The following is a 12,487-nucleotide window of genomic DNA, read 5'->3' as shown; positions in this document are numbered from 1 at the left end:
GCCGCGTCCGGGGGCCGGCTCTACTCGTCGTCCGGGATCACGTCGATTCCGGCTTCTTTGCGCTGCTGTGCGGTGATCGGTGCCGGCGCCGCCGTCAACGGGTCATAACCACCGCCGGTCTTCGGGAACGCGATCACGTCCCGGATCGACTCCGAGCCGGCCAGCAATGCGACGACGCGGTCCCAACCAAACGCGATGCCACCATGCGGGGGCGCTCCGTACTTGAAGGCGTCGAGCAGGAACCCGAACTTCTCCTGGGCCTGCTCGGCCGACAGGCCCATGACATCGAACACCCGCTCTTGCACGTCCCGCCGATGAATACGGATCGACCCGCCACCGATCTCGGAGCCGTTGCACACAATGTCGTAAGCGTAGGCGAGTGCGTTCGCGGGGTCGTCGTCGAAGGTGTCGAGCCATTCCGGCTTGGGTGAGGTGAACGCATGGTGGACGGCAGTCCAGGCTCCTCCGCCCACCGCGACGTCGCCCGGGTCGATGTCGGCGACCGCCTCGAACAAAGGAGCGTCGACCACCCAGACGAACGCCCAAGCGGACTCGTCGATGAGGTTGGCCCGGTGCCCGATCTCCAGGCGGGCCGCGCCGAGCAGCGACTGAGCCTGCTTGCGTGGGCCGGCCGCGAAGAAGATGGCGTCCCCCTCCGATGCACCAACCAGCGCTGGTAGACCGGAGCGCTCGGCGTCGGAGAGGTTTTTGGCCACCGGGCCGGACAACTCTCCGTCGGCGCCGACCAGCACGTAAGCGAGTCCCTTGGCGCCGCGAGCCTTGGCCCAGTCCTGCCAGCCGTCGAGTTCCTTGCGGGTTTGCGCCGCCCCGCCCGGGTGCACCACCGCTCCCACGTACGGCGCCTGGAACACGCGGAACGACGTGTCAGCGAAATGGGCGGTCACCTCGGTGAGTTCCTGCCCGAAGCGCAGGTCTGGTTTGTCGGTGCCGTAGCGGTCGAACGCGTCCCGATACGTCAGCCTGGCAATAGGGGTCGGCACCTCGACGTCGATCAGCTGCCACAGCGCCGCGATGACCCGTTCAGCGAGGTTGATGACGTCGTCCTGCTCGACGAAGCTCATCTCGATGTCGAGCTGGGTGAACTCCGGCTGGCGGTCGGCACGGAAGTCTTCGTCGCGGTAACACCGAGCGATCTGGAAGTAACGCTCGAGACCCGCGACCATGAGCAACTGCTTGAACAACTGCGGCGACTGCGGCAACGCGTACCAGGACCCTGGGCGCAGCCGGGCCGGGACAACGAAGTCTCGGGCCCCCTCAGGTGTGGAACGGGTCATCGTCGGTGTCTCGACCTCGACGAAGCCGTCGTCGAGCAGCACGTCGCGGGCCACCCGGTTGACCTGGCTACGCAGCCGGATCGCCTTGGCCGGGCCGCTGCGCCGGAGGTCGAGGTAGCGGTGCTTCAACCGCACCTCCTCCCCCACGTCGACGTGGTCGTCGATCTGGAAGGGCAACGCGTCGGCCGGGCTGAGCACCTCTACCGTGTCGGCCACGACCTCGATCTCACCGGTGGGCAGCGCCGGGTTCTCGTTGCCGGCGGGGCGTCGACGCACCTCCCCGACCACCCGGATGCAGTACTCGGCCCGCAGATCGTGGGCGACATCCTCATCCCTAACCACCACCTGAGCTACCCCAGATGCGTCGCGGAGATCCAGGAACGCCACTCCCCCGTGATCGCGCCGCCGGGCAACCCACCCGGTGAGCGTGACGGACTGACCGGCATGGTCGGCACGGAGCGTGCCGGCCTCATGAGTGCGGAGCACGTTCGGATCCTCTTTCGGGCGACGGTGTGGTGGCGGAGCTGGCGGTGGACGCCACCCGCGATCCTACGTAAGGCCGGTGTCCGGGCGCGACTCGGTTCCACCCGGCTCGGGAGACCCCGCTGGGCGACAAAGACGTGAATCGTTGATAACGATCCTGGCGTGGCGCCTTGTCCAGACCCGGTGACCATCGCTACTCTCCCGGTCCATCTAGACCGGGACGCACGCAACGGGGACGTGTCCCACGGCGTGACCGGCTCAGGCCGGACAGACCGCGAGGCAGGTGCGACGCCCTGGCATTTCGACCAGCCAGGCCCGCTCACAAAGCGGGAACGAGGAGGCGACGCATGGAAGAAGAGAAGGATCCGACACTTCTCGAGAAGATCGTCGACAACATCAACAACTCGATCTGGGGCGGCCTCGACATTCAGATCGTCGAGTTCGGACTACTCGTGCCGCTCCTGCTCGGCACTGGCCTCTTTCTCACCATCCTGTTACGTGGTGTGCAGTTCACCAAGCTCACGCATGCCCTCTGGCTGGCGTTGATCAAGCGCAAGGAAGGCGAAGACGTCAAAGGCGATATCACCCACTATCAGGCGCTGACGGTCGCGCTGGCCGCCACGGTCGGAGTCGGCAACATCGCCGGGGTTGGTAGTGCCATCGCCATCGGCGGCGCGGGCGCCCTGTTCTGGATGTGGGTGACGGGGCTGCTCGGCATGGCCACCAAGTACGCCGAGGCGTTCCTCGGAGTTAAGTACCGCCGGACGGACGCCGCTGGGGAGCAGAGCGGTGGCCCGATGTTCTACATCAGCGATGGTCTGCGGGAAAAGTACGGCGAGGGCAAGATGGCCTCGCTCGGTAAGGTGCTGGCGATTCTCTTCGCGGTGTTCGGTGCGCTGGCGGCGTTCGGTATCGGCAACGGTGTGCAATCCGGCCAGGTAGCGTCCGCGCTGAACAACGAATGGGGTGTACCGCGATGGGTCACTGGACTCGTGCTGATGTTCGTCGCGGCTATCGTCATTCTTGGCGGCATCAAGTCCATCGGCCGGTTCACCGCGGCCTTCGTGCCGTTCATGGCGATCTTCTACATCCTCGGCGCCACCATCGTGCTGCTGCTTAATGCGAGCGAGCTACCCAACGCCATCCAAGCGATCTTCGAGGGGGCATTCACCGGTGAGGCCGCGGCTGGCGGGTTCGCTGGAGCCGCCTTCCTCGCCGTTCTGCGACGAGGGGTGGCCCGCGGGATCTTCTCCAACGAATCCGGCCTCGGCACGGGAGGTATCGCGGCGGCAGCGGCGAAGACCACCCATGAGGTCCGTCAGTCGTTGGTCTCGATGACCCAGACCTTCCTCGACACGCTCGTGGTGGTGAGCTTCACCGGCCTGGTCATCGTCACCACCGGAATGTACTTTGAGGTCGACGAAGACACCGGAAGACAACTCACCGACTCGGTGCTCACCGCCGAGGCGTTCCGGGAGGGTTTGCCCGGGGACTGGGGTGGCACTCTGGTCACGCTCGGGCTGGCGTTCTTCGCCTTCTCGACGCTCCTCGGTTGGGCCTACTACGGCGAAAGGTGCATGGATCGCCTGTTCGGACGGAAAGCCGTCATGCCGTATCGGGTGGTGTTCTGCGGATTCATCATCGTCGGCGCAGTGGCCAGCCTGGATCTGATCTGGAAGGTTGCCGACATCATGAACGGGTTGATGGCGCTGCCGAACCTGGTCGGTCTGATTCTGCTGGCATTCACGGTGCGTCGGGGAAGCCTCGACTTCTTCGGCCGTCCCGAATGGAAGATGATCACCGTCAAGCCCGACGACCCAGGGTCGACGTCAGCGGTGCGCTGAACCTGAGCCACCGGCGACACAGTAGCGGGCGGGGGGGGGGGCACGCAAGCGGAAGGCACCCCCCCCGGCGAGCGGCGGGGCAGGGTGAGGAGGGCGCTCACCCTGCCCCCCCGGCTACCCCGGCGCGGCGGGGTGCGCACCTCCTTGGGGTCCGCACCCGGCCGCGTCTTGCTTGGCTCTTAGCTGTCTAGTGCGGCACTCAGGGTGGTCACCAGGTCGGCGAGCGGCACCGGCCGCTGGTCGCCAGTGCCCAGGTCTTTAACCTGCGCCACCCCGTCGGCGAGATCCCGCTCGCCGACGACGATCGCCACCTGCGCGCCGCTGCGGTCGGCAGCTTTCATCGCGCCTTTCAGACCGCGCCCACCCACCGCGAGGTCGGCGCGGACGCCGGCCCTGCGCAGTTCGGTGACGACACCGAACAGCCGGGCGGCGGCTGCTTCACCGAGCGGCACGGCGTACACGTCCACCCCGGCCGTGCCGGGCAGCGGTAGCCCTTCGGCCTCGATGGCCAGCAAGGTCCGGTCGACACCCAGTGCCCAGCCCACACTCGGCAGGCGTGGCCCGCCAATCAGTTCGGCCAGGCCGTCGTACCGGCCGCCGCCACCGATGGCCGACTGAGCCGCGCCGAGACCGTCGTGGATGAACTCGAACAGCGTCCTGGTGTAGTAGTCGAGTCCCCGCACTAGGCGTGGGTCGTCGTCGAATGCGACACCGGCATCGGCCAACAGGGTCCGGACCGCGTCGTGGTGGGCGCGGTCGCCCTTCGACAAGAAGTCGGCGATGACCGGAGCGTCGGCCAGTGCCGCCTGAATCTCGGGCCGTTTGTCGTCCAGCACGCGTAGTGGGTTCACTTCGACCCGTTTGGCTGTTGCGTCGTCGAGGTCGAGGCGTCGGAGGAAGTCCTGGAGCGCCGCGCGGTAAGCCGGCCTGGACTCGTCGGAACCCAGCGAGTTGATGACGAGGCGCACACCGGTGAGGCCCAGCGCCCGGTAGGCATCCATGGCGAGCACGATCACCTCGGCGTCGCTAGCCGGGTCTTCCGTGCCGAGAGTTTCCGCACCCACCTGGGAGAAGTGGCGATAGCGGCCCTTCTGCGGCCGCTCGTAACGGTAGAACGAGCCCGAATACCAGAGCTTGACCGGCAGCGCGCCCCGGTGCAGCCCGTTCTCGAGCGCCGCCCGGACTACTGGCGCGGTTCCTTCCGGGCGCAGTGTCACGTCGTCGCCGCCACGGGTGGTGAACGAATACATCTCTTTCGTGACCACGTCGGTGGATTCGCCCACGCCGCGGACGAACAGTTGGGTGTCCTCGAACGATGGGGTCTCGACGTAGCCGAATCCGGCGCGGCTTAGTGGTTCGGCCATCGCCTCGCGCACCGCGAGCACCGCCTCGCCACGCGGGGGGATCAGATCGAACGTGCCCCTGGGGGCACGGAACAAGGGTTGGTTCACTGGTGTCCTCGCACATTCTGCAGGAACGGGTTGGTGGCACGGTGCCGGCCGAGGGAGTCGCTGTCGCCGTGTCCGGGAAGCACCGTCGTGTCGTCGGGCAATCCACCGTCCGCTTCCGGCCGAGCCAGCTCGGCGAGGGTGCGGTGCATGTCGTGTGGGTCGCCACCCGGCAGGTCGGTACGGCCGACCGTGCCGACGAAAAGTACGTCGCCGGTGAAGCACAGCGACCCGGTATGGTCCTCCGGCCGCGGCACGACGTACAGGGTGGAACCCTCCGTATGTCCGGGGGCGTGGATCACCTCGACGGTGAGGCCGGCGACCTCCAACGACGCGCCAGCCTGGAACGTCCGCACCCGCGGCGGCCGGGACCACTGCGCGCCCAGGCTGGCGAAGGCCATCGCCAGGTCAGGCCCCAACGTACGAACCGGGTCGTCGAGCCGGTACTCGTCCGCGGCGTGGATGTACACCGGGACGTCGTAGCGGCGCGACAAGGCCGGCGCGGAGAAGGTGTGGTCGACGTGTCCGTGGGTGATCAGCACCCCCGCCGGGCGCAACGAGTGCTGGGCGAGAACGTCGCCGATCTGCTCGTCGATGCCGACGCCGGGGTCGACCAACACGCATTCCTCGCCCGCGTCCGAGGCCACGACATAACAGTTGGCACCCAGCACGGGACTGGTGAGCGTCAGGAGGAGCACTCGGTGAAGGTTACCGGCCCGGCCGTGATTGCCGCGAACTCGTTATCTTCATCAGGGCCTATCCTGCCTAGACTGAGCCCTCGTAACATATGCCATCCCTATGGCTTCACCCCAGCCCCGGATGAGGACCCCACCGTGACGCACTTCCCCGGTAGCCCGGAGCCAGAGCAGGTCCAGGCAGCCGCCGACGAGCCGACCGCCGCGGCCCCGGCTCCCGCACCCGAGAACACTCCTTCCGACACTACAGCCGAACCACCGGCCACGGCCGAACCACCGGCCACCACCGAACCACTATCCACCGCCGAACCACTATCCACCGCCGAGACTGTCGCCTCCAACGACTGGGGTCGGGTCGACGCCGCCGGTGAGGTGTTCGTGCGTACCCCGGACGGTGAGCGCTCGGTCGGTTCGTGGCAGGTTGGTCAGCCCGAGCAGGCGCTGGCGTTCTTCGGGCGCAAGTTCAAAGACCTGGCCGTCCAAGTCGATCTGTTGGAGCAGCGGCTCGGGTCCGGCGCGGCCACTCCCGACGAGATCGCCTCCGGGGTGCGGCGGCTGCGCGAGGCGCTGGTCGACGCCAAGGTCGTGGGCGACCTCGAATCGTTGGCTACCCGGCTGGACGCGGTCGAGTCACACGTCTCCGAAAGACGAGCGGAGCGACGCGCGGCCCGGGCCCAGGCGCAGGACGAGGCACGCGACCGCAAGGAAGCCATCGCCGCGGAGGCTGAGGAGATCGCACACGGCAACGACTGGCGGCACGGCGCGGACCGTCTGCGGGCGCTACTCGACGAGTGGAAGTCTCTTGCCCGGCTGAACCGCGCTGTGGACGACTCCCTATGGCGACGCTTCTCCACCGCCCGGACCCAATACACCCGGCGACGCAAGGCACACTTCGCCGAACTTGCCGAACGGCGGGAGGGCGCCCGGGAGATCAAGGAGCGCATCCTCGTCGAAGCTGAGGACCTGGCCACCTCCACCGACTGGGGCGGCACGTCGCGCCGGTACCGCGAACTGATGGCCGAGTGGAAGGCCGCGGGCCCGGCGCCCCGCAACGTCGAAGACATGCTGTGGAAGCGGTTCCGCGCCGCTCAAGACACGTTCTTCGAGGCCCGTAACTCCCATCAAGCCGAACGCGACACCGAAGAGAGCGCCAACCTGCAGCTCAAGGAGGAGCTGTTGGTCCAAGCCGAGGCACTGCTACCGATCCAGGACTGGAAGGCCGCACGTGCCGAGCTCCGGTCGATTCAGGAACGGTGGGAGCAGATCGGTTACGTGCCGCGGGATGCCCGCCGCGGCGTCGAGGGCCGGCTGCGCCGGGTGGAGGACGCTATCCGGCAAGCCGAGCAGGCTGAGTGGCAGCGCAGCAATCCCGAGGCTTACGCCCGGGCACAAGACACCGTCGACCAGCTACAGACGCTGATCGCGGACTTGGAACAGAAGGTCGAGAAGGCCCGTGCGTCCGGCAACGAGCGCAAGCTGCGCGAGGCGGAGGAAGCTCTTACCGCGCGCCGGGCCTGGCTGGAACAGGCTGTCCAAGCGCGGGACGAGTTCGCCGGCTAGTGTCTACGCAGCCTCCACGTCTTCCACCTCGCTGGTTCGTCCGCATGTTCTGGCGAGCTCACCGGCTGGCCTATCGGGTCAGCGGCGGCCGGGTGGGGCTGCGGCGGCCACGACCCGGCCGGTGGGGCATGTTGCGGCTCACCACCGTCGGACGCCGCTCCGGCCAAGAACGCAGCGTGGTTCTCGCCTACATCGAGGACGGCCCGAACCTGGTCGCTCTGGCGATGAACGGCTGGGCTGACGCGGAACCAGCCTGGTGGCTGAACCTCCAAGCGCAGCCGGACGCGACGGTGGACCTGGCAACTGGTTCCTACGCCGTGTCAGCGCGGGCGGCCGAGGGTGCGGAACGGACGCGGCTGTGGGCCGAATGGCAACAGGTCAGTCAACGACTCGACGAGCACGCGGCGCTTCGATCGTCACCAACCGCGATCGTGGTCATGCAGCCTCGGTGAGGATGCGCCGAAGGCGCGCGGACGTGTGACGTCCGGACCCGCCGGTGCGACACACTAGTTGGATACCGCGGGCACACCGCTGGTGAGGCGGTAGGCGTCGAAGACACCCTCCACACTGCGCACGGCCTTCAACACGTGCCCGAGGTGTTTCGGATCAGCCATCTCGAAGGTGAACCTGCTCTTAGCGATGCGGTCGCTGCCGGTGACGACCGTGGCCGACAGGATGTTGACGTGTTGGTCGGACAAGACCCGGGTGACATCGGAGAGCAAGCGGGCTCGGTCGAGCGCCTCGACCTGGATCGCCACGAGGAACATGCTGTTGGAGGTCGGCGCCCACTCGACGTCGACCATGCGGCCCTGTTCCTTGCGCAACGCGTCGACGTTCACGCAGTCGCCACGGTGGACGGACACACCCGAACCCCGGGTGACGAAGCCGATGATGTCGTCGCCGGGCACCGGCGTACAGCAGCGCGATAGCTTGACCCAGACATCGCTGACCCCCTTGACCACTACCCCGGGGTCACCGGGGGTGCGCCGACGGCGCCGGTCTGGGCTGGCGGCTTCCGCGGCGTCCTCGGTGGTGCCTTCTTCTCCGCCGAGGGTGTGAACCAGCTTCTGCACGACGCTCTGTGCCGAGACGTGGCCCTCACCAACCGCTGCGTACAGCGCGGAGATGTCGCCGTATCGAAGCTCGTCGGCGACGGCGGTGAGCGCCTCTTGGCTGAGCATCCGCTGTAGCGGAAGATCTTGTTTGCGCATGGCCCGCGCGATGGCGTCCTTGCCGTGTTCGATGGCCTCTTCACGGCGTTCCTTGGAGAACCACTGCTTGATCTTGTTACGGGCCCGGGCACTGGTGACGAAGGTGAGCCAATCCCGGCTGGGACCGGCGCCCTGTGCCTTGGAGGTGAACACCTCGACGACGTCGCCGTTGTCGAGCTTCGACTCCAACGGGATCAGCCGGCCGTTTACCCGCGCACCGATGGTGCGATGACCGACCTCGGTGTGGACCGCGTAGGCGAAGTCGATCGGGGTTGCCCCGGCCGGCAGCGCGACGACGTCTCCCTTGGGGGTGAAGACGTAGACCTCGTTGGATTCCATCTCGAACCGCAACGATTCGAGGAACTCACCTGGGTCTTCGGTCTCCTTCTGCCAGTCCAGGAGCTGCCGCAGCCAGGCCATGTCGCTGGTGCCGTTGGTGTCGGGTGCGGTGGCCGCCTTGGAGGTGTCGCGTCCGGCGTTGCTGTCTTCCTTGTACTTCCAGTGCGCGGCAATGCCGTACTCGGCCCGCCGGTGCATGGCGTAGGTGCGGATCTGCAACTCGACCGGCTTACCCTGGGGCCCGATAACCGTGGTGTGCAGCGACTGGTACATGTTGAACTTCGGCATCGCGATGAAGTCCTTGAACCGGCCAGGCACCGGATTCCATCGGGCGTGCACGATGCCGAGCACCGCGTAACAGTCTCGGACCGACTCGACCAACACCCGGAGGCCCACGAGGTCGTAGATGTCGGTGAACTCGCGGCCACGGACGATCATCTTCTGGTAGATCGAGTAATAGTGTTTCGGGCGTCCACTAACCGACGCCTTGATCTTGGCCCCGCGCAGGTCGCCCTGCACTTGGTCGACAACCGTCACCAGGTAGTCGTCCCGAGACGGAGCCCGTTCGGCCACCAGCCGGACGATCTCGTCATACACCTTCGGATGCAACGTGGCGAAGGAGAGATCTTCGAGCTCCCATTTGATGGTGTTCATGCCCAGCCGGTGCGCCAGCGGGGCGTAGATCTCGATGGTCTCGCGGGCTTTACGCCGGGCCGACTCCTTGGACACATACCGCCAGGTTCGGGCGTTGTGCAGCCGGTCGGCCAGTTTGATGACCAGCACCCGGATGTCCTTCGCCATGGCGATGACCATTTTGCGGACGGTCTCGGCCTGGGATGCCTGCCCGTACTTCACTTTGTCGAGCTTGGTGACGCCGTCGACCAGCATGGCGATCTCGTCGCCGAACTCGTCGCGCAGTTCGTCGAGACCGTAGTCGGTGTCTTCCACGGTGTCGTGCAACAGCGCCGCCGCCAACGTGGGCGGGGTCATGCCCAGCTCAGCGAGGATGGTGGCTACGGCGAGCGGATGGGTGATGTATGGGTCGCCGCTTTTGCGCTTCTGCCCGCTATGCGCATTCTGTGCGACGTTGTACGCCTTCTCGACGACGGACAAGTCGGCCTTCGGGTGCACCGCCTTGATGGTGCGGAACAGCGGCTCGAGGGCAGGCTCGGACTGCTGGCGCTGCGACGTCAAGCGCGCGAGCCGCGCGCGGACTCGAACTGGCGCCAGCGCGCCACTAGGAGCGTTCTGCTCGGCCACTGGCCTCCTCTCGTCCCTACGAAGGAGACAACACAGTCTAGGCTGACCATGTTCCCTGGCCTAACCCAAAGTCACCAGATGGACCGACAGTACCCCATGCGTGGGCCAGGCCACGCGACGAAACCCTGGGAAGGACGGCATGGCGCCGTTGACCCGACGGCGAGGGTGGTCAGAACGAGCGGGTGGTCAGAACGAGTGGGTAGTCAGAACGACAGGAGAGCGGCGAGCGGCACGCCGGGTAGCTTGTCGCGGCCATTGAGGAACGTCAGCTCCATCAACACGCTCACCCCGACCACCTCGGCACCCGCGGCGCGGACCAACTCGACGGTGGCATGCGCTGTGCCGCCGGTGGCTAGGACGTCGTCGACGACGAGCACCCGATCACCCGGCTCGAACGCGTCCTGGTGCACCTCGATGGTGGCGGCGCCGTATTCCAGCTGGTAGCTGGTGGACGACGTGCTGGCCGGGAGTTTGCCCTCTTTGCGCACCGGCACGAAGCCAGCCCCCAGTTGGTGGGCGACCGGTGCGCCGAGGATGAAGCCACGTGCCTCGATGCCGACGACCACGTCGACCTGGCCACGTTCCGAGCCGGCCAGTAGATCGACGGCGGTGCTGAAGGCCGCTGGGTGGCGCAGCAGCGGGGTGATGTCCTTGAAGACGATGCCGGGTTCCGGCCAGTCTGGGATATCCCGGATGTGCGACAGCAGCAGCTCGCGGTGTTCGTCGGCCATCATGGCGCCGATGGGACTCGCCGACGTGTTCAGCGGCTCTCGCCGTCGTTGGCGCGGTCCCGCGATGCGTCGCTGGACGTGGGGTCGTCGTCCGAGGTGTCCAAACCCGCGGCGTCCGACGGGTCCTGCGACTCGCCGGTGGCTTCGGCCAACTCCATTTCGGGGCTGTCCGGGCTCTCCAGGATGTTGACGATGGCTCGGCGGACATACCGGTTGGTGACGCCCGGAGCCACCTCGATCTCAACCTCGTCGTCGTCGACGGAGACCACAGTACCCAGCAGGCCAGCACCCGTCATGACCTTGCTACCGACCATGAGGGTCGCCTGCATGTGCTGCATCTGCCGCCTTTGCCGCTGCTGCGGCCGGATAAGCAGAAAGTAGAAGACCGCGATCAGCAAGATGGGGAGCAGCAGCGCTTCCATGAGTTAACAGCTTCCTTCGGCTAGGGGTTGTCCGGGAACGTTCGCGCGATTCTAGTGCCCATGCAGCCCGACACACCATCGGGGGCACGAGCTACACCGAACCCCACTATCCTACTCATCTGCCACGCTGAACAGGTCAAGCTCACCGTCGATTCCGGCAAATGGCGCCTGGGCAGGCACCGCCAAGCCCAGATGGGTCCAGGCGGCCGGGGTGGCTACCCGACCCCGCGGGGTGCGAGCCAGCAGTCCGGCCCGCACGAGGAACGGTTCGGCCACCTCCTCGACGGTCTCTCGTTCCTCGGCCACGGCCACCGCGAGGGTGCCCAAACCCACCGGGCCGCCACCGAAGTTGCGGCACAGGGCGCTGAGCACGGCGCGGTCGAGGCGGTCGAGGCCGATGTGGTCCACCTCGAAGACCTCCAACGCCGACCGGGCGATGTCGCCGGTGACGATGGCGTCGGCGCGCACCTCGGCGAAGTCTCGGACCCGGCGCAACAACCGGTTCGCGATCCGCGGCGTGCCCCGCGAACGGCCCGAGATCTCGCGTGCCCCCTCCTCGCGGAGATCGACCTCCAGCAGGCCAGCGGATCGCACCAGCACGCGCTGTAGCTCCGCGGGTTCATAAAGCTCCAGATGGCCGGTGAAACCGAAGCGATCACGCAGGGGCCCGGGCAGCAACCCGGTGCGGGTGGTGGCGCCGACGAGCGTAAACGGCGGAAGCTCCAACGGGATAGCCGTGGCACCCGGACCTTTGCCCACGACGACGTCGACCCGGAAGTCTTCCATCGCTGTGTACAGCAGCTCCTCGGCCGCGCGCGCGGTGCGGTGAATCTCGTCGAAGAAGATCACGTCGCCTTCGCTGATGGACGACAGGATCGCCGCGAGGTCGCCGGCGTGCTGAATGGCCGGCCCGCTGGTGATCCGCAACGGCACCCCCATCTCGGCGGCCACGATCATCGCCAACGTGGTTTTGCCGAGCCCAGGTGGACCGGACAACAAGATGTGGTCCGCGGTGCGACCGCGGCGGCGGGCAGCGTCGAGCACGAGGGACAGCTGCTCGCGCAGCCGCTCCTGGCCCACGAACTCAGCCAGCGTCCGTGGACGCAGTGCCGCCTCGACTGCGCGCTCGTCCGGGTCGGCTCCCCCGCCGACCAGACGCGCCTCGATGTGGTCGGGCTCGTCGAACACTAGGGGTGTGC

The 12,487-nt window shown here is 67.1% G+C and carries 10 protein-coding genes; 3 read left to right on the top strand and 7 right to left on the bottom strand.

All coding sequences use genetic code 11. The annotated features are described in order from the left end of the window. Window positions 1-20 precede the first annotated feature (20 nt). A complete protein-coding gene (gene aspS / locus G8760_RS09810) occupies window positions 21-1,781 on the bottom strand; it encodes an aspartate--tRNA ligase (protein ID WP_166350385.1) in 1,761 nt (586 codons plus the stop codon). Between the two features lie 344 nt (window positions 1,782-2,125). Between aspS and G8760_RS09805 the strand changes: the two genes are divergently transcribed. Continuing rightward, window positions 2,126-3,622, top strand: coding sequence for an alanine/glycine:cation symporter family protein (locus G8760_RS09805; protein ID WP_166350383.1), 1,497 nt, complete (start codon window positions 2,126-2,128; stop codon window positions 3,620-3,622). A 179-nt stretch (window positions 3,623-3,801) separates the two neighbouring features. On the opposite strand, the gene hisS is transcribed toward G8760_RS09805, so the two are convergent. Further along, window positions 3,802-5,073 carry a histidine--tRNA ligase gene (gene hisS / locus G8760_RS09800; protein WP_166350381.1) on the bottom strand — a complete coding sequence of 424 codons (1,272 nt, stop codon included), beginning with the start codon at window positions 5,071-5,073 and terminating at the stop codon, window positions 3,802-3,804. Continuing rightward, the gene (locus G8760_RS09795; protein WP_166350379.1) at window positions 5,070-5,768 is read right to left on the bottom strand and encodes an MBL fold metallo-hydrolase; all 699 of its coding nucleotides are present in this window, start codon (window positions 5,766-5,768) and stop codon (window positions 5,070-5,072) included. The genes hisS and G8760_RS09795 overlap by 4 nt, the downstream gene beginning before the upstream one ends. Window positions 5,769-5,903: 135 nt before the next feature. Here G8760_RS09795 and G8760_RS09790 point away from each other — a divergent pair, with 135 nt between their 5' ends. Further along, entirely contained in the window at window positions 5,904-7,325 is a 1,422-nt protein-coding gene (locus G8760_RS09790) for a DUF349 domain-containing protein (protein ID WP_211198959.1), read from the top strand. 44 nt (window positions 7,326-7,369) lie between these two features. Further along, window positions 7,370-7,777, top strand: coding sequence for a nitroreductase/quinone reductase family protein (locus G8760_RS09785; RefSeq protein WP_166350377.1), 408 nt, complete (start codon window positions 7,370-7,372; stop codon window positions 7,775-7,777). A 54-nt stretch (window positions 7,778-7,831) separates the two neighbouring features. Here G8760_RS09785 and G8760_RS09780 read toward each other — a convergent pair whose 3' ends face one another. The 4 genes from G8760_RS09780 to ruvB all read right to left on the bottom strand — a co-directional run bounded on the left by G8760_RS09780 (window position 7,832) and on the right by ruvB (window position 12,476). Further along, a complete protein-coding gene (locus tag G8760_RS09780; protein ID WP_281355141.1) occupies window positions 7,832-10,135 on the bottom strand; it encodes a RelA/SpoT family protein in 2,304 nt (767 codons plus the stop codon). Between the two features lie 203 nt (window positions 10,136-10,338). Next, window positions 10,339-10,866: an adenine phosphoribosyltransferase gene (locus G8760_RS09775; protein WP_166351090.1), complete on the bottom strand. Its 528-nt coding sequence runs from the start codon at window positions 10,864-10,866 to the stop codon at window positions 10,339-10,341. A gap of 29 nt (window positions 10,867-10,895) precedes the next feature. Beyond that, the gene (gene yajC, locus G8760_RS09770) at window positions 10,896-11,288 is read right to left on the bottom strand and encodes a preprotein translocase subunit YajC (RefSeq protein ID WP_166350375.1); all 393 of its coding nucleotides are present in this window, start codon (window positions 11,286-11,288) and stop codon (window positions 10,896-10,898) included. A 111-nt stretch (window positions 11,289-11,399) separates the two neighbouring features. Then, window positions 11,400-12,476 carry a Holliday junction branch migration DNA helicase RuvB gene (ruvB, locus tag G8760_RS09765; protein WP_166350373.1) on the bottom strand — a complete coding sequence of 359 codons (1,077 nt, stop codon included), beginning with the start codon at window positions 12,474-12,476 and terminating at the stop codon, window positions 11,400-11,402. Window positions 12,477-12,487 lie beyond the last annotated feature (11 nt).

The sequence above is a fragment of the Phytoactinopolyspora limicola genome (genome assembly GCF_011320225.1).
GTDB lineage: Bacteria > Actinomycetota > Actinomycetes > Jiangellales > Jiangellaceae > Phytoactinopolyspora > Phytoactinopolyspora limicola.
Note: the sequence above shows the minus strand (reverse complement) of the source record. Positions and strands in the feature narration are given on the sequence as shown.